Source organism: Thermosipho sp. 1070 (assembly GCF_001682135.1).
Classification (GTDB): Bacteria; Thermotogota; Thermotogae; order Thermotogales; family Fervidobacteriaceae; genus Thermosipho; species Thermosipho affectus.
The window spans coordinates 317211-334140 of the sequence record NZ_CP007121.1 but is presented as its reverse complement, the minus strand read 5'-3'; the positions used below and the strand labels follow the sequence as shown (position 1 = coordinate 334140).

The 16930-nt window shown below is 31.1% G+C and carries 17 protein-coding genes; 12 read left to right on the top strand and 5 right to left on the bottom strand.

What is annotated here, in order from left to right; translation table 11 throughout:
* Positions 1 to 87 precede the first annotated feature (87 nt).
* The 11 genes from hrcA to galT all read left to right on the top strand — a co-directional run bounded on the left by hrcA (position 88) and on the right by galT (position 11128).
* Complete coding sequence (gene hrcA / locus Y592_RS01610; RefSeq protein ID WP_075665332.1) at positions 88 to 1101, top strand: heat-inducible transcriptional repressor HrcA; 1014 nt, start codon at positions 88 to 90, stop codon at positions 1099 to 1101.
* A 27-nt stretch (positions 1102 to 1128) separates the two neighbouring features.
* On the top strand, positions 1129 to 1680 hold the full coding sequence (locus tag Y592_RS01605; protein WP_369799922.1) for a nucleotide exchange factor GrpE: 552 nt from the start codon (positions 1129 to 1131) through the stop codon (positions 1678 to 1680).
* Positions 1681 to 1684: 4 nt separating this feature from the next.
* Complete coding sequence (gene dnaJ, locus Y592_RS01600) at positions 1685 to 2806, top strand: molecular chaperone DnaJ (protein WP_075665330.1); 1122 nt, start codon at positions 1685 to 1687, stop codon at positions 2804 to 2806.
* Positions 2790 to 3638 carry an NAD(+) synthase gene (nadE, locus tag Y592_RS01595; protein WP_075665329.1) on the top strand — a complete coding sequence of 283 codons (849 nt, stop codon included), beginning with the start codon at positions 2790 to 2792 and terminating at the stop codon, positions 3636 to 3638. Before dnaJ ends, nadE begins: the two co-directional genes overlap by 17 nt.
* Before the next feature lies 1 nt (position 3639).
* A complete protein-coding gene (locus tag Y592_RS01590; protein ID WP_075665328.1) occupies positions 3640 to 4851 on the top strand; it encodes a glycerate kinase type-2 family protein in 1212 nt (403 codons plus the stop codon).
* Positions 4852 to 4855: 4 nt separating this feature from the next.
* On the top strand, positions 4856 to 5812 hold the full coding sequence (locus Y592_RS01585) for a 2-hydroxyacid dehydrogenase (protein ID WP_075665327.1): 957 nt from the start codon (positions 4856 to 4858) through the stop codon (positions 5810 to 5812).
* Positions 5813 to 5915: 103 nt separating this feature from the next.
* Positions 5916 to 6326, top strand: a complete 411-nt coding sequence (locus Y592_RS01580; RefSeq protein WP_075665326.1) for a secondary thiamine-phosphate synthase enzyme YjbQ — start codon at positions 5916 to 5918, stop codon at positions 6324 to 6326.
* Between the two features lie 2 nt (positions 6327 to 6328).
* A complete protein-coding gene (locus Y592_RS01575) occupies positions 6329 to 8035 on the top strand; it encodes a sigma-54 interaction domain-containing protein (RefSeq protein ID WP_075665325.1) in 1707 nt (568 codons plus the stop codon).
* The gene (locus Y592_RS01570; protein WP_075665324.1) at positions 8025 to 8654 is read left to right on the top strand and encodes an MBL fold metallo-hydrolase; all 630 of its coding nucleotides are present in this window, start codon (positions 8025 to 8027) and stop codon (positions 8652 to 8654) included. Before Y592_RS01575 ends, Y592_RS01570 begins: the two co-directional genes overlap by 11 nt.
* Before the next feature lie 4 nt (positions 8655 to 8658).
* On the top strand, positions 8659 to 10116 hold the full coding sequence (locus Y592_RS01565) for a glycogen synthase (protein WP_075665323.1): 1458 nt from the start codon (positions 8659 to 8661) through the stop codon (positions 10114 to 10116).
* 13 nt (positions 10117 to 10129) lie between these two features.
* Positions 10130 to 11128, top strand: coding sequence for a galactose-1-phosphate uridylyltransferase (gene galT / locus Y592_RS01560; protein WP_075665322.1), 999 nt, complete (start codon positions 10130 to 10132; stop codon positions 11126 to 11128).
* A 20-nt stretch (positions 11129 to 11148) separates the two neighbouring features.
* On the opposite strand, the gene Y592_RS01555 is transcribed toward galT, so the two are convergent.
* Genes Y592_RS01555 through miaB form a run of 5 tightly spaced genes read right to left on the bottom strand, consistent with a single transcriptional unit; the run spans position 11149 to position 15846 of the window.
* Positions 11149 to 12237 (bottom strand): tetratricopeptide repeat protein, encoded by a 1089-nt coding sequence (locus tag Y592_RS01555; protein WP_172799325.1) that lies wholly within the window; start codon positions 12235 to 12237, stop codon positions 11149 to 11151.
* Positions 12203 to 13135 carry a cation diffusion facilitator family transporter gene (locus tag Y592_RS01550; protein ID WP_075665320.1) on the bottom strand — a complete coding sequence of 311 codons (933 nt, stop codon included), beginning with the start codon at positions 13133 to 13135 and terminating at the stop codon, positions 12203 to 12205. The genes Y592_RS01555 and Y592_RS01550 overlap by 35 nt, the downstream gene beginning before the upstream one ends.
* A gap of 1 nt (position 13136) precedes the next feature.
* Positions 13137 to 13667: a cysteine hydrolase family protein gene (locus Y592_RS01545; RefSeq protein WP_075665319.1), complete on the bottom strand. Its 531-nt coding sequence runs from the start codon at positions 13665 to 13667 to the stop codon at positions 13137 to 13139.
* Positions 13668 to 13676: 9 nt separating this feature from the next.
* Positions 13677 to 14540 (bottom strand): YitT family protein, encoded by an 864-nt coding sequence (locus Y592_RS01540; protein WP_075665318.1) that lies wholly within the window; start codon positions 14538 to 14540, stop codon positions 13677 to 13679.
* Positions 14541 to 14553: 13 nt separating this feature from the next.
* Positions 14554 to 15846, bottom strand: a complete 1293-nt coding sequence (gene miaB / locus Y592_RS01535; protein ID WP_075665317.1) for a tRNA (N6-isopentenyl adenosine(37)-C2)-methylthiotransferase MiaB — start codon at positions 15844 to 15846, stop codon at positions 14554 to 14556.
* A 109-nt stretch (positions 15847 to 15955) separates the two neighbouring features.
* On the opposite strand from miaB, the gene Y592_RS01530 reads away from it, so the two are divergent.
* Positions 15956 to 16927, top strand: coding sequence for an acyltransferase family protein (locus Y592_RS01530; protein ID WP_088368835.1), 972 nt, complete (start codon positions 15956 to 15958; stop codon positions 16925 to 16927).
* The last annotated feature ends 3 nt before the right edge of the window (positions 16928 to 16930 follow it).

Here is a 16930-nt window from a genome sequence, read left to right as displayed (position 1 = left end):
GTTTAATTGACTGTTCAATTTTTTTATGTTATACTATTATCAGACAAAGTATGAGAGTGATAATTCCTCTGATAAAGAGGTGAAAATATGAAAGATTTGTCCGATAGACAAAAGAAAATTCTATATTGTTTAGTTAGAGAGTATGTAAAATCTGGTATTCCAGTAAGTTCCCAAAAAGTTTTAGAAACAACGAATTTAGAGTGGAGTGGGGCAACTGTTAGAAACGACATGAGAAAGTTGGATTATTTAGGATATGTTTTTCAACCCCATACTTCTGCGGGACGTATTCCTACGGACAAGGGGTTGAAGTTTTATGTAAATGAAGTGTTAAAGGTGAGAAAGGAGACAAAAAAGGTAGGTTCTTCGATAGATGTTAGAACGGACTTTCCGATAGGTGATTTGGATAAAGTCATACGAGGTGCTGCAAAGCTTTTATCAAATACTTTAAAGGCCTTTGTTATTATAGAAAAACCTAATCCCATGAATCTCAGAATTAGAAGGATTGTCCTAACTCCAGTTACAAAGACATTTTCCATTGTGAACATTATTACTGAATTGGGACTTACTTCTGTTCTTCCTATACAACATTCCGAAATTTCTAATATATTGGAAATTGAAGAGTTTTTGAATAAAAGTCTTGATGGAATACTTTTGAGTGATTTTAAATTAAAATTAAAAGAAGTGGTTGAAAAGTTTTCATGGGTTGGTGGTAGATTAAAAGAATTTATAGAACTTTCTGAAAGAATTGCGTCTGAAAAATACGATGAATATATTATTGAAGGAGTATTTAATCTTGTGAATGCAAAGAAATTTGGTGAAGATAAATTAAGAGAAATTGTAAAAATTTCTACAAATTCTGAATTTTACCCGCAAATTTTTTCACTAGGTGAAGGAATATACGTAGGAAAGGAACATAATATAAGAAATTTTGAGCAATATGCAGTTTTGATAATGCCTTATTTTGTCTTTGAGCGAGAAGTGGGGAGAATTGCCGTAATTTTTGATAAATTTAGTGATTACTCTAAGGTATTTGATAGTGTGGAATATGTGGTAAACAGACTTACTGAATATTTTACTATTGTTGCAAGAAATGTTGAATAATTGGAGGTGATTGAAGTGGAAAAAGAAATGAAAAATGAAATAAAGAATGAAGAAAAGAAAGAAGAAAGGAAAGAAGTGGCAAAAGAGAAAAAAACACCAGAGAAAATTGTGGAAGAACAAAAAGAAAAAATAAAGAAATTAGAGTTACAGTTAAAAGAATTTGAAAATTATGCACGTGTATTAAAATCTCAATTTGAAAATTACAAAAAAGATGTACTCAAAGAAAAAGAACAAATAGCAGTTTCAACGATGGGAAGGATTTTGGAAAGATTTTTGCCAATTTTAGATGATTTTAAAAGATCATTTTCGAATGCAAATGATGAAGAAAGAAATACACAATTTTACAAGGCAATTGAATTGATTTATAAGAATTTATTTAAATTGTTGGAAGGTTTTGGACTTGAAGAAGTTAAAGTAGGTAATAAATTTGATCCATTTGAACATGAAGCAGTAGAAAGAGTTGAAGATGAGGAAAAAGAAGAATATTCTATTGTAGAAGTTGTGGAGGATGGGTATAAGTTTAAAGGAAGGATTTTAAAACCTGCAAAGGTTAAGGTCTCGGTAAAGCCTAGGAGGTGACTTTATGGCAAAAAAAGATTATTATGAAATTCTTGGCGTTTCAAGGAACGCATCCCAAGATGAAATAAGACAAGCGTATAAGAAGCTTATAAAAAAATGGCATCCTGATAGAAATTATGAAAATAAAAAGTTAGCAGAAGAAAAATTTAAGGAAATTCAGGAAGCATATGATGTGCTTTCTGACCCTGAAAAGCGAGCAATGTATGATAGATATGGTTATGTGGGAGATGTGCCACCAAATGCCGGGGGCGGATTTGGTGGATTCGGTGGTTTTGAGGATATTTTTAAAGACTTTGGTGATTTTATAAACAACGATATTTTCAATATTTTCTTTGGTGATCAAAGAACATCTTCAAGAAAGAGAGCAAAAAGACCAAAAAGAGGAGAAGATATAAATATTTCCGTTGATGTGTCTTTTGAGGAGTTGTTTACCGGAATAAGAATACCGCTTGAATATGATAGATACGAGGTTTGTGAACATTGTAATGGTGAAGGAGTTGAGCCTGGTAGTGGTTGGATTACTTGTCCAAAGTGTCATGGGACGGGTACAGTTAGAGAAGAAAGGAGAACATTTTTAGGTGTTATTGTAAACCAATATACGTGTAATCATTGTGGTGGAACAGGAAAAATTCCTGGGGAGAGTTGCCATACTTGTGGTGGAACAGGAAGGATAAAGAAAAGATATAAGGTTGAAGTTAACATTCCAGCTGGTATTGAAAATGGAACTATCTTGAGAATACAAAGAGGAGGGAATGCCGGGTATAATGGAGGAGAATATGGTGATTTGTATGTTCACGTAAGGGTTGTTGGATACTCTGATTTTGAAAGAAAGGGAAATGATTTAATTAAAGAGATTAAAATAGATTATTTGGAAGCAATTTTAGGTACAAAGGTAAAAATTAGAATGCCAAATGGTAAAATAAAAGAGGTAAAAATTCCAGCGGGTGTTCAACATGGACAAGAAATATATGTATATGGTGAAGGATTGCCTGATATGAGAACGGGGAAAAGAGGAGATTTAATTTTGAGGGTTAGAGTTGAGATTCCAAGTAGGGTATCAAGAACTGAAAAAAAGTTATTAAAAGAGATAGCAAAGTTGAGGGGAAAGGATGTTGAAGAGGGTTGAAGAATTTTTAAAGAATTTTTTTAAAGAGTATAGATTTTCAGGAGCTGTTTTGGGGGTAAGTGGGGGAGTTGATTCTGCGGTAGTCCTTGGTTTATTAGTGAGAGTGTTAGAAAAAAGTAGAATAAAATGTTTTATCCTTCCAGAGAGAGATAGTCCAAGAGATTCAATAAAAGATGCAAAGTTTGTTTGTGAGCATTTTAATGTTGATTATGAAGTTAAAAATATAAGTAGAATAGTTAGAAAATTTGGAGTTTATAAATATTATCCACCAGCTTTATTTGTTCCCTTTAAAGTAAAAGAAAGATATGCAAAAAGTAGATGGAATAAGTATAAGAACGAAGGTAATCCGTTTGAATTTGATGTCTTAGGGATAGAAGATGAAGAATTTCTAAAAGGAATAAGTTATTATAGAATAAAGCATAGGGTTAGAATGGTTTATTTGTATAAAGAAGCTGAAAAGAGAAACTATGCAGTGGTTGGTACAACTAACAAGACGGAATTTTTAACAGGTTTGTACGTAAAATGGGGGGATGATTCTACAGATGTTGAACCTTTACTTCATCTTTATAAAACGGAAGTGTACAAGTTGGGGAAAATTTTAAACGTTCCAGAAAGAATCCTTGAAAAACCTGCCTCACCAGATTTGATACCTGGCCTTAGTGATGAAGAAGTCTTTGAATTAGACTATCCCACTTTAGATAGGATCCTAAAGAAAATAGTAGAAAATAAAGACTTATCCGATGAAGATCCAGAAAAAGTAAAAAAAGTAAAGAAATTATATGAGATTGGGAAGTTTAGAAATAAAGTAAGAAATATTAGCATTGAGGGATAATATGAAGGATATAGCCAAGAAGATAATTTTAGAAACATTTGATCAAATAAGTCCAGAAAAGTTGGTTTTGGAAAAGTTAAAAAAGATGAACTTGAAAAAGGTTTATGTACTTTCTATTGGAAAAGCAGCGTGGCGTATGGCGAAAGCTGTATCTGAGTATTTGGATGTAGTATATGGGATTATAATTACAAAGTATGGATATTCATTTGGGGGTATAAAAAACTTCGATATTTTTGAAGCAGGACACCCCATACCGGATGAAAATTCACTAAAGTATACAAAGTTTGCCATTGAAAAATTGAGGAAATTAACGCAAGATGATGTTTTGTTGTTTTTGATTTCAGGAGGAGGTTCTTCTCTTTTTGAATATTTGGAAGAAGGTGTAACACTTGAAGATTTGAGAAACATAACAAATGATTTATTGAGAAAGGGTGCAAATATTGAGGAAATTAATATAATAAGGAAAAAAATTTCTAAGGTAAAGGGCGGAAAATTTCTTTCTTTAATTAATGCAAAGGTTGTACCACTTGTGTTATCGGATGTGTTAGGAGATAAATTAGAATACATTGCTTCTGGACCTGTTTATCCAGATAATAGTACTTTTAATGATGTAAAGAAAATAGTTGAAAAATATAAAATAAACTTGAACGAAAATATATGGAATGTTTTACAAAAGTGTGCAAAAGTCCAAAGAAAAATTTCTCATTACATTGTAGGTAATGTGGATTATGCGTGTAAAAAATTGGAAGAAAGTGCAAAAAAATACGGTTTTAATACATACATATTAACAACACAATTAACTTGTCAGGCAAGAGAAGCGGGAAAGTTTTTGGCAAGTATTGTAAAAAGCGAAAATTCCTTTAAAAAGCCTTATTGTTTAATATTTGGTGGAGAAACTGTGGTAAAGGTAAAGGGAAATGGTCTTGGTGGAAGGAATCAAGAGCTTTCTTTTTCAGCTGCTATCGAAATAGAGGAAATTGATAATGTAGTTATTGCATCTGTAGGTACAGATGGTACAGATGGGCCTACAGATGCAGCAGGTGGTATAGTCGATGGAAATACTGTTAAAATCGTTAGAGAGAAAGGTTTTTTACCAGAGGATTTTTTGGAGAATAATGATACGTATAATGCTTTAAAGATTGCAGGTGATTTGTTTATTAGTGGTCCTACAGGAACAAATCTAAACGATATAGGTTTTATACTTAAGAGGTGAGAATATGAAAGCTATAGTACTAACAAAGATTACTGAGTATTTTAGAAAAAAGATGGAGGATTACAAAGAAATTGAGTGGTTTACTTCAAAGGATATAGCACGTTTAGAAGAAATGGATATAGTAATTGGTGGATTTTTAACAGAAGAGCAGGTATTGAAAGCCAAAAATTTAAAGGTAATCTTTATTCCATGGACTGGTACTGATAAATTACCTTGGAAGGTTATAAAGGAAAGAGGAGTAATTGTATCAAATTCACATGGAAATGGTAAAATGGTTGCAGAAAGAGCTATTGCCCTTTCCCTTGCTTTAATGGGGAGAGTTGTGGAGTACCACAATGATCTTAAAGAGGGGATTTGGCATGGATTTGCCGTGGGATTTAAAGAAGAGGACTATTGGTTTTCATTGCAAAAAAAGAAAGTAGCTATTTTGGGTACAGGGGTAATTGGAAGGCATATTGCAAAACTTTTAAAGGGATTTGATTGTTATATTATAGGTTTTAAAAGCAAATTAGAAGAAATAGAGGGATTTCACAAAATTACAAATAATTTGAAAGAAGCGATAGAAAATTCACAAGTTGTATATTTGGCGTTACCGTTAACTTCTAAAACGAAGAACATTATTAATGGGGAAGTTTTGTCTTGCATGGAAGGAAAGTATTTGATAAATGTGGGGCGAGGTGAACTTATAGATGAAAAAGCTTTATATAACATCTTGAAAGATAAGAAATTGAAAGGGTTTGCATCTGATGTTTGGTATAATTACCCTTCAAAAGAAAGAGAAATTATTTTACCGTATAATTATCCCATTAATATGTTTAAAAATGTTGTAATTTCTCCACATGTTGGTGGTTATACAGTAGAGGGGCAAAATGGCAGAATTGACGAGCTTTTCAAAAATATAAATGCGTTTTTAAAGGATGGAATGCCTTTGACTGTTGTTGATCCTGATCTTATGTATTAAGTAAGAATAGGAAGCATATTTATGGTATATAATAATTATGTTTAGCTTTTCTATTTAAATTTATTGGATATTTAGATATTTACATGGAAAGGTGGGGGATAAAATGAAAAGTTATACAGAATATTTATGGTTTAATACAAAGAATAGAAAAGAGTTAGTTAGGATAACAGATGTGATTGAAGAAATAGTGAAGAAGAGTGGTATAAAAGAGGGATTTTGTCTTGTATCTGCTATGCATATAACTGCTGGAATAATAGTTAATGATGATGAATCCGGTCTTCATAGAGATATATGGGAATGGTTGGAAAGGTTGGCACCTGTTGGAGAATACAATCACCATTGGACTGGTGAGGACAATGGAGATGCACATTTGAAAAGAATTTTAACACATCACCAAGTAGTACTTCCAGTAACTAATGGGGAGTTAGACTTGGGACCTTGGGAGCAAATTTTTTACGCAGAATATGATGGGCAGAGAAGAAAAAGAGTAGTTGTTAAGGTAATTGGTGAATAGGTATGGAATTGATAAAGTTTTACAGAACGGTACTTGAATCTATTGTCGAAGGGGTAATAATTGTAGACAAGGATGCAAAAATTTTATACATCAACAAACGTGCGGTTCATATATTAAAACTAAAAGAAGATTTTATAGGTAAGCCCGTAGTTGATGTTGTTACAAACACTAGGTTGCACATTGTGGTAAAAACGGGGATTCCAGAAGTGGATGAAGTCCAAAATGTTGGAGAAAATGTAATAATTACTTCAAGGATGCCTTTAACGGATAAAGATGGAAATATTTTAGGTGCAGTGGCAGTTTTTAGGGATATCACAAGCGTGAGAAAACTTGCCGAGGAAATTACTAATCTCCACCAAATTGAGGCAAGATTAAAGGCTATAATAGATTCTACATATGATGCTATTTCAGTTGCAGATGAAAATGGATATGTTGTGTTAGTGAATAAGGCATATACAAAAATAACGGGATTTGAACCAGAGGAAGTTGTTGGAAAACCTGCCACTGTTGATATAGCCGAAGGTGAAAGTATACACATGCAAATTGCAAGGACAAAAAAGCCCATTTTTAACGCAAGATTAAAGGTGGGACCTTTAAAAAGGGAAGTTATAATTAATGCAACTCCGCTGTTTGTTAAAGGAAAATTTAGTGGAAGTGTAGCAGTCGTTCATGATGTATCTGAAATATTAAGTTTAACAAGAGAACTAAAAGAGGTTAAGAGATTTATAAGGCAGATGAAGGCACAGTATACTTTTGATGATATAGTAGGGAAAAGTGAAAAAATATTGATAGCAAAAGAGCAGGCAAAAAAAGTTGCAAAAACGCCTGCTACTGTTTTTCTAAGGGGAGAGAGTGGAACGGGTAAGGAATTGTTTGCGCATGCGATACATAATGAAAGTAATAGAAAAGATAAACCTTTTATAACTGTAAATTGTGCAGCTATTCCAGAAAATATGCTGGAAATTGAATTGTTTGGTTATACAAAAGAACCGTTTTTGGATAAGAACACTCAAAAGGGATTAATTGAAGAAGCAGAAGGAGGTACATTATTTCTTGACGAGATAGGGAAAATGCCTATCACAATTCAATCCAAAATTTTAAGGTTTATAGAAAATAGGGAGTTTTTACCAGTAGGTTCTAATAGAGTGAAAAAGGTCGATGTAAGAATTATTGCCTCAACAAATATGAATATTGAAGAACTAATAAAGAAAGGGGAATTTTTGGTTGATCTTTACTATAGATTAAATGTTTTTCCAGTATATATACCACCTCTTAGAGAAAGGAAAGAGGATATTAAGATGCTTGCAAGATATTTGGCAAAGAAAATAAGTCAGCAATATGGAAGAAATATTATTAATATATCAAGTGGTGCAATAGAATACTTAAAGAAATATAACTGGCCGGGAAATGTTAGGGAACTAGAAAATATAATTGGTCGTGCGATTATAAACATGAAAATCAATGAAAATGTGCTTGAAAAGAGGCATTTTCCACCATTATTTCTTGAAGATACGGATATTTTAAAAAAAGAAAGTTCTTTAAAATCTATGGTAGAGGATTTTGAAAGAAAGATAATAGAAAATTCATTGAGAGAAAATAAGGGAGATAGAATGTTAACTGCAAAAAAGTTAAAAATAAGTTTGAGAACGCTTTACTATAAAATGGAGAGATACGATTTGTTAAAAAAGGAGGGTGAGTATGAAAATTGATATATTGTTGGAAGGTGGGTTAATAAGTATACCAGATAGGGCTAAAGCTACCTTTTCTACTATTGCTTTAATTGAAGATGATATGAGAAGAATTTTAATAGAACCAGGAGACTATGTAAGCCATAGTATATTAGAAGAAAAGTTGAAAGAAAGAAATTTAAAAACAGATGATATTACGGATATAGTTTTAACTCACTTTCACCTTGATCACGCTTATAACTCCATGTTTTTTAAAAATGCAACAGTTCATATACATGAAAACTTTTTAAAGAAAAATTACGAGAAATTTGGAATGATAGTGGGAAAACAGTATAAAATGATTATAGATGCATGGAAAGCTTTCCAAACATTTAAAGATGGGGATATTTTATTTGATAAAATTAATGTGTATCATACACCATGGCATGCAAAGGAGCACTGTTCTTTTGTAGTAGATACAGAAAATTTTGGAAAAGTCTTTTTCCCTGGAGATATTGTTATGACTAGGGTAGAGTTTTATGATATAATGAGGATGTTGAGAGATGATGAGTGTGCGAGATTTGTTAGGAAAATTGTAAATAAATGTGATTATTTGATTTTTACGCATGATAGTGGTATTTTTTTGGATAAATGGAGGTGAAAACATGAAAGTTGCGCTTATTTCTTATGAGGTTTATCCATTTGCAAAGGTTGGAGGGCTTGCAGATGTGGTAGGAGCGCTTCCAAAATATTTAGAAAAGCTTTCTGTAGAACCGATCGTAATAATGCCTAAACATAAAATTGTTGAAAAAAACGCAGAAAAATTTTTGTATACTTTGGAAAAAGTAAAGGGGGATATAGAAGTCCCGTTTTTAAAAACAGATGAGAAATTTGATATTTACAAGACAACTATTCCACGTACAAATGTTCCAGTGTATTTTATAGCAAATGATTACTATTTTTCAGCAGATGAAGTTTATGAAGGACCTGATTTAGCAGAACAGGCAATTTATTTTTCCGCGGCTGTTTTGGAAAGTCTAAAGGTATTAAATTTACCGATAGATGTGTTACATGTTAACGATTGGCAAACTGGATTAATACCTGTTTATTTGAAATCACTTTATAAAGATGATGAGTTCTTTGGGAAGATTGTTACGTTATTAACTATTCATAACCTTGGGTACCAAGGTATTTTTGGCAGTAAATATATGGAGTTTTCAGGGCTTCCCAGTTATTTGTACAATATTGATGGTATAGAATTCTATGGAAAGATAAATTTTCTTAAAGGTGGTATATTATTTTCTGATATTATTAACACTGTAAGTCCTACTTATGCAATGGAGATTCAAACTAAAGAATATGGTGAAAAACTCGATGGGGTTTTAAGATTAAGAAGTTCTGATCTCTACGGTATTTTAAATGGTATAGATTACGATGAGTATAATCCAGAAACGGATAGGAGAATTTATGTAAATTATTCCTTGAATGATATTGAGAAAAAATATGAAAATAAAAAGTTATTGCAGAAAGATTTGGGGTTGCCAGTTAGTGAAAATATACCAATGATAGGGATGATTACAAGGTTAGTTGATCAAAAAGGCTTAGATATTTTATCGGAAGTTTTAAGGTACATTGTAAATTACAATGTGCAATTTGTTATTTTGGGTACTGGTGATGAAAAATATGAGGATATGTTCAGAAAAATGGAAGAAGAATTTCCAGAGAACATTTCAGCAAATATCAAGTTTGATATTAATCTTGCACAAAAGATATATGCGGCAAGTGATATGTTTTTAATGCCTTCAAGGTATGAACCTTGTGGATTGGGACAAATGTACAGTTTAAGATATGGAACTATTCCCGTTGTTAGATACACAGGAGGACTTGCAGATACTGTATTGGAATACGATGAAACGAAAATGATAGGAAATGGTTTTGGATTTGTAGAATACGGTTCTTCTCAATTACTCAAGGCAGTGGCTAAAGCTATTGATTTTTACAGAAATAAGAAAGTACATTGGAAAAAGCTTGTTGATAACGCGATGAAGACGGATCTTTCATGGGAGAGATCGGCAAAGGAATATATAAAATTATACAATAAAGCTATGAGTAAAAGGGTTTAAAGGAGGAATTATTATGCCGGAATATAGGAAGGATCCAGTTGTAAGAAGATGGGTTATAATAGCAACTGAACGCGCCAAAAGGCCTCACGATTTTTCAGTTCCAAAGGAAGAAAAAAAGGATGGATTTTGTCCTTTTGACTATGGTAATGAACATACCACACCGCCTGAAATGTTGGCATTTAGACCAGATGATAGTGAACCGAATTCACCAGGTTGGTGGGTAAGGGTTGTCCCCAATAAATTTCCAGCTGTTAATCCAAATATTGAAGTACAAAAATATGGGCATGGTATGTACGATGCTATGACTGGCTTTGGATACCATGAGGTTATTATAGAAACACCAGATCATAATAGTACCTTTGCACTTTATGATGACAAACAAGCTCAAGAAGTTGTTTGGGCCTATGTAAAGAGATATAATGAGATAGAAAAAGATGAAAGGATAAAATACATATTGATATTTAGAAATCATGGAGCATTAGGTGGGGCATCTTTACCACATCCTCATAGTCAGATAATTGCAATACCAAGCATTCCAAAAAGAGTGCTAGAAGAAATGAATGGTTCAAAAGATTATTATGATTACAAAGAAAGATGTGTATTTTGTGACATGATATCCCAGGAAAAAATTGAAAATAGGAGAATTATTGAAGAAAATGAGCATTTTATTGCTTTTGCTCCATATGCTTCAAGATTTCCATTTGAGATTTGGATTATTCCAAAAGAACATGCTCATAATTTTGGGGCAATTAGTGAAGAACAAATACCTACATTTGCAAGGATATTGAGAAATAGTTTATATAGGATATATAAGGTTTTAGATAATCCTCCATATAATTTTGTGATACACACTTCACCAACGTATGAAGAGGGAAAGATTTATTACCATTGGCACGTTGAAATAATGCCAAGGCTTACGAGGGTTGCAGGATTCGAATGGGGATCAGGTTTTTATATAAACCCCGTACCACCTGAAGATGCTGCAAAATATTTAAGAAATGTTGAAATATAAATCCTCCCATCTGGGAGGATTTATATTTTTATACGCTTTATTAAATTATATTCTTGTAGTGCCTCATCGTACATGCCTGCTTCTTCATACAGTTGTGCAAGTTTTAAATGCTTTTCTTCATTCATTGGATCTTTTTCTACTATTTTTTTATACGTTAATGCGGCAATTTTCTTAAGTCTTAATGTATAAAAGATATAAAACCTTACTATTCTGAACGAGGAAATAAGTCCAAAGAGGATAATTAATAGAAATAGTTCAAAGGTGTTTGAAGATTTTGAAGGTTTTAGTTCATTTTTTGTGTTATTTGTTTTGTTAATTATATGTGGTGAATTGTATTTGCTTATTTTTTGCAACAAAATGTCTTTTTTTATTGATAAATTATTTATTTGTAATTTTTCTAGGTTTACGTTTTCTATCTTATTTTCATTTATTTTTTCCAAAATTTCAACGTATTTTTCTAAATCTAGTAAATACTTTGATGTGTATGTACCACCAATACTTTTTGAGAAATCAACTATTCTATTTAAGATTGGATATTTTTCCTCATCAAAGTTATTAATATTTTGTACGATGTAGTTTAATATGTTAAATCCTAAATCTTTGGAAAAAGATTTATTTTTGAATAAAGAAACAACATTGTATGTTAACATCGTGGGATATTTTAGAAAAAAATTCGTAAGCTCCTTTGCCGCTTTTTTAGTTTCTATTTTTGGATCTGTAATTTTTAGAAATATTATATTTTCTGCAAATGAGTCATATTTTGGATTTTCAATGGAATCTTTAACTAAACTCTCTACTTGTGGAAAAAAGAAGTTTATTAAGTTCAAAATCTTTGTACTTGGTGAGGTTTCTTTTAAATAATTTCTTAACCCATTAATGTCTTCTTTTATTAAAAAGTTTAAATTTTCCTTATCTTTTATTTGGATTTTTATCTTTATTTTTTTGCCCAGCTTCTCAATAGATGTGTCTGTTGGGTTTTCAAGTACGTATTCAAGATACTTTTTCCAAGATAATTCTGGATTTTTTTTTGATAATTCGATTATTTCATTTTTTGAAATGGAAAAAGAAAAGATACTAATCATTAATAGAATGATTATGATTTTCTTCATTTTTCCCCCCGATCCCATACGGTTCATTTTCCTTGTTTTCAAATGGTTCAATATGTATAACTACATCGTATATTTTATTATTTGTAATTTTTATTAATTTTTCTTTTAAGCATTTTGTAAGGTTGTGTGATTCTTTAACTGTCATATTAGGATCAACTTCAATATCCATGTTTATATCATATACATTTCCTATTTTTCTAACTCGTATTTTATGAGGATTTTTGATTCCGTTACAATTGTTGCATACATTTATTATGGTATCGTATATCCACGTATCTTTAGGAGTAATGCCGTCAAGAAGCACGTATGCATTTTCCGTGAAAATTTCAAACGCCACCTTTATTATTATAGCAGACATTACCATTCCAACCAAAGGATCCATCCATTCAAGTCCTAATTTATTTAAAAATACTCCTAAAAATACAAGGGAGGATAACAATATATCATTTCTCATATTTAATGCTTCTGCAACAAGCGAAGAACTGTTGTATTTTTTTCCATAAGTGTATTCTATTAGAAAAAGAATAGTTTTAAATGTAATAGATATTAACGTAACTACTAATGGTAATATACCTATTATCTGGAAATACTCTTTTGTTACAAATTTTTTAGTACTTTCTATAAAAAGTGAAATACCTGCATAAAAAATTACAAACGAGATTATTTTTGCACCAATATTTTCTATTTTTGAATGACCATATGGATGTAATTTATCTGGTGGTTTTACCGAAAGTCTTGTCGCAAAGAAGGTAACAAGAGAGGTAATGATATCCGTAGAGCTATCTATACCATCTGCAAGTATAGCTATGCTGTTAAATAATATGCCTGTGATAATTTTTATGACCGCTAAAAATATATTTGTTATAACCGCAAGAAAGGTTACTTTCTTTATATTCATTTTACACCTCTTTTATATTAATTTTCAATACTTCATCCATGAGTCTAAGAGAAAGTTCGTGTAATTTCTGATCATAGGAATTTGTTGCATTTTTAAATAAATTCACTTTTATATCCCTGTTTCTCAATTCTTCGGCGGTAAACAATACACAGATATTTGAAACTAGACCTGCAAGGTCAACTTCGGTGATATTCAATTTTTTGATAATTTTATCAAAATTTGTATTGTAAAAAGCAGAGTATCTAGTTTTTTTAATAAAATATACATTGTTGTAATCTTTTATTAGTTTTAGTATTTCATCTATAATTTTAGCACCATCTGTATTTTTCACACAATGCTTAGTCCAAATTTTAAATTCCTCATCATTTTCTTCATGCCAATCTTGCGTTAGTATAATGGGTATATTTTCTTTTTTTGCATTGGATATTAACCTTAGAATATGCGGGATAACATTTTCTGCGCCCTTAAAGTATAAAGTTCCCCCTTCTTTTGCAAAATCATTTTGCATGTCGATTATTATTAGCGCTTTCATGTTATCACCTCACAAATTCCTCTTAAAACCTTCACCTAAAACATATCTTGATTCGTTAACTATGACAAAAGCATTGGGATCTACTTTTCTTATAAAGTACATTAACTCGCTAAGTTCACGTCTTCTGATGGAAACAAATATTATATCTCTATCTTTTTTGGTATATCCACCTTTTCCTTTTAAATAAGTGAATCCTCTTCCCATGTTTCTTAAGATAAAGTCTTCAATGGGTTTATTATTATCCGAGATTATTGTAACTGTTATTGCAAGTTCTAGACCTTTTAGTACAAAGTCAATTGTAGTACCATTTATTATTATAGCAAGGATGGAGTACATACCTATCTTTGGATCAAAAGCAACACCTGCCATAAATCCTATAAAGAAGTCTATTACAAGGAGTGTTGTTCCCATTGGACTTGAAAAGAATTTATTAAATATCTTTGCAATGATATCTGTTCCACCAGTTGATGCATTTTGAGAAAAAGTTATAGCCATACCTATGGCAGTTAGTATATCTCCAAAAAATACAGCAAGCATCAAATCATTACCATTATAGGTTGGAATTTTTACAACCCTGTCGAAAAAGTCGATAAAGAAGTTTAATAGAAAAGTACAGTAAATTGTTTTATAGCTGAAATCAAAACCTATTATAATAAACGCTATTAAAAATAGCACAGCATTTATTATATACATCCAAATACCAACTGGAATTGGTACAACAGAGTGTAAAATTATTGCAAGTCCAGATGCTCCACCTGCTGCTATGTTGTTTGGAATTAAAAAGATAACAAGTCCCAATGCCGTCAAAATTACCCCGATAGTTGATAGAATATATTCTCTGATTAATTCTTTGATAGGAATGTTTTTAGCCATAATACCCCCTCCTTTATATAATTTTTACTAAATCACCATACAATGGACCAGCAGTTGTTTTTTTGATTTTAACTAGTATCTTTTTTCCAATGAGAGATTTGTCACCTTCAAAGGCAATTATTTTATTTCTTATGTCCCTACCGTAATATAGACCAGATTTTGCTTTTGTTTCAACTATTATTTCTACAGTTTGATCTAGGTATTTTTCATTTAATTTTTTGTTTATTTGTTTTTGAAGGTTTAAAATATAAGCCATTCTTTTAGTTTTAACCATTCTTGGAACGTTATTTTTAAAGTATTTCCAGGCTATGGTACCTTCTCTTGGAGAATAAATTGCAAGGTTTAACCTTTCAAATTTTATTTTTTTAACAAGTTCTACAGTTTTTTCGAAATCTTCTTCTGTTTCATCTGGAAAACCTACAATAATATCACTTGAAATTGAAGCGTCTGGGACAATTTTTCTGATTTGTGATATTAATTCTTCATATTCTTCTATTGTATATCTTCTGTTCATCTTTTTTAATATTTTGTTGCTTCCGTGTTGGACGGGAAGGTGTATACTTTTTGCTATTTTTGGGCTCTTTGCTATTTCATGTGCTATATCCAGTGAAAAATCCGTTGGATATGAGGTTAAAAACCATATTCTTTCTATACCTTCAATTTTTGTTGTTTGGTTTAAAAGCTTTGCAAGTGAGCTTCCATCTTGTAAGTCTTTTCCATATGCATCAACGTTTTGACCTAAGTATGTGATTTCTTTTATGCCATTTTTTGCAAGGTTTTTAACTTCAGAAAGAATACTTTCTTCCTTTCTAGATTTTTCTCTTCCCCGCGTGTATGGAACTATACAATATGTACAAAACCTGTTACAACCGTATATTATAGTTATCCATGCGTGATGTTTTGAGTTTCTCTTCAAAATATTTGGATAGTTTATTTCATCGAGTTTGTCCTCAAAATATGCACTTTTTTTTCCTTTAATGGCTTTTTCAACTGCTTTTGGAACAAACAAAATAGCACGTGTTCCAATAACAAATTTTACTCCTCTTTTAAATAGATTTTCCTTTTCTTTTTCTGCTCCACAGCCCATAACTCCGATTATTTTATTTTGTTTTTTTAATTCACCGATATGACTGTAAAATTTATCTTCCGATTTTTTTCTTACTACGCAAGTGTTTAAAATCACAATATCTGCGTCTTTTTCATTTTCGGTAATTTCATAACCTGCTTCTTCAAGGTAAAATTTGGCGATTTCGCTGTCGTTTTCGTTCATTTGACACCCGTATGTTTTTATGTGAATTTTCTTCATATTTCCCCTCCCTTTTCAAGTAAATCAATTCTATCATTTATATAGGATTTTTCCACCAATAAAATTTAACAAAATTGTTAAATATGATAAAATTTTATGGGGGTGTATTATGCGTATAAAAGAGATAGATATTGCAAAGGGCTTTTTGATGGTTTTAATTATTTTTGCTCATTCGTATGCACCTGAAAGGTATGTTTCTTATGTCTCTAATGTTCTGGCATCTTTTATGTTTATTTCTGGATTTTTATTTAAAGAAGAGTCTTTTTATTTAAAGTTGAAGAAGATTTTTTTAAATATATTGGTGCCATTTTATTTTATGACGACAATAGGTTATTTTTTGTATTTTGCTATAAACAAAGTTTTACATTTAACAACTGATGTTTTTTCTACGTTTTTTGATTTTATAATTTTTGGATATGCTCCAATAGATATACCTGTAAACGTGTTACCGTTGTGGTATTTATATATGTTTTCAATTGCAGAGATTTGTTTTGTGATATTTGTTAGATTAAAAGTTACCTATTTAATTCCTTTGTTTTCTATTTTATCTACTATTCTAGTTAATGTGCAAACTAAATTCTTTAAATTAGAAGTGGTTTTTCATGGATTGGTATGGTTTTACTTGGGATGGTTATTTAAAAGAAAAGGATTTAACTTTAAAGTAAAAAAACCTCTTTTGTTACTTGGAATTTCCGGATTTTTGATTTTTTTGTTGACGGGTTTGAATGGATTTAACGACTGGAGAGAAGCAAATTATGGAAATTATCCTCTTATTTCATATGTTGTGGAGTTTTTTACTTTGATCTTTGTAATTTCCTTTTCAAATTTAGTTGTTTCAAGGAAAATAGAAGGGTTCTTCATGTTATTTGGTAAGTTTACACTCTTTGTTTTGGGGTATCATATTGTGATTCCTGGGCTTTTTATGCCTTTAATAAAGGATCCATTATTATTTTTAGAAAAATTTTGGTTGTTAAATTACTTTATTATGGTTTTTTTTATGTATTTGATAATAAAATTTGTGCCAGAGAAATTACTTTACTTTTTGTCTTGGCAATTTTATATAAAAAAAGCTTCGGGGTAACCG

Excerpts from the sequence above, each read along its gene's own strand:
- hrcA (WP_075665332.1), top strand. The coding sequence starts at position 88 with ATGAAAGATTTGTCCGATAGACAAAAGAAAATTCTATATTGTTTAGTT.
- Y592_RS01605 (WP_369799922.1), top strand. The coding sequence starts at position 1,129 with ATGAAAAATGAAATAAAGAATGAAGAAAAGAAAGAAGAAAGGAAAGAA.
- dnaJ (WP_075665330.1), top strand. The coding sequence starts at position 1,685 with ATGGCAAAAAAAGATTATTATGAAATTCTTGGCGTTTCAAGGAACGCA.
- nadE (WP_075665329.1), top strand. The coding sequence starts at position 2,790 with ATGTTGAAGAGGGTTGAAGAATTTTTAAAGAATTTTTTTAAAGAGTAT.
- Y592_RS01590 (WP_075665328.1), top strand. The coding sequence starts at position 3,640 with ATGAAGGATATAGCCAAGAAGATAATTTTAGAAACATTTGATCAAATA.
- Y592_RS01585 (WP_075665327.1), top strand. The coding sequence starts at position 4,856 with ATGAAAGCTATAGTACTAACAAAGATTACTGAGTATTTTAGAAAAAAG.
- Y592_RS01580 (WP_075665326.1), top strand. The coding sequence starts at position 5,916 with ATGAAAAGTTATACAGAATATTTATGGTTTAATACAAAGAATAGAAAA.
- Y592_RS01575 (WP_075665325.1), top strand. The coding sequence starts at position 6,329 with ATGGAATTGATAAAGTTTTACAGAACGGTACTTGAATCTATTGTCGAA.
- Y592_RS01570 (WP_075665324.1), top strand. The coding sequence starts at position 8,025 with ATGAAAATTGATATATTGTTGGAAGGTGGGTTAATAAGTATACCAGAT.
- Y592_RS01565 (WP_075665323.1), top strand. The coding sequence starts at position 8,659 with ATGAAAGTTGCGCTTATTTCTTATGAGGTTTATCCATTTGCAAAGGTT.
- galT (WP_075665322.1), top strand. The coding sequence starts at position 10,130 with ATGCCGGAATATAGGAAGGATCCAGTTGTAAGAAGATGGGTTATAATA.
- Y592_RS01555 (WP_172799325.1), bottom strand. The coding sequence starts at position 12,237 with ATGAAGAAAATCATAATCATTCTATTAATGATTAGTATCTTTTCTTTT.
- Y592_RS01550 (WP_075665320.1), bottom strand. The coding sequence starts at position 13,135 with ATGAATATAAAGAAAGTAACCTTTCTTGCGGTTATAACAAATATATTT.
- Y592_RS01545 (WP_075665319.1), bottom strand. The coding sequence starts at position 13,667 with ATGAAAGCGCTAATAATAATCGACATGCAAAATGATTTTGCAAAAGAA.
- Y592_RS01540 (WP_075665318.1), bottom strand. The coding sequence starts at position 14,540 with ATGGCTAAAAACATTCCTATCAAAGAATTAATCAGAGAATATATTCTA.
- miaB (WP_075665317.1), bottom strand. The coding sequence starts at position 15,846 with ATGAAGAAAATTCACATAAAAACATACGGGTGTCAAATGAACGAAAAC.
- Y592_RS01530 (WP_088368835.1), top strand. The coding sequence starts at position 15,956 with ATGCGTATAAAAGAGATAGATATTGCAAAGGGCTTTTTGATGGTTTTA.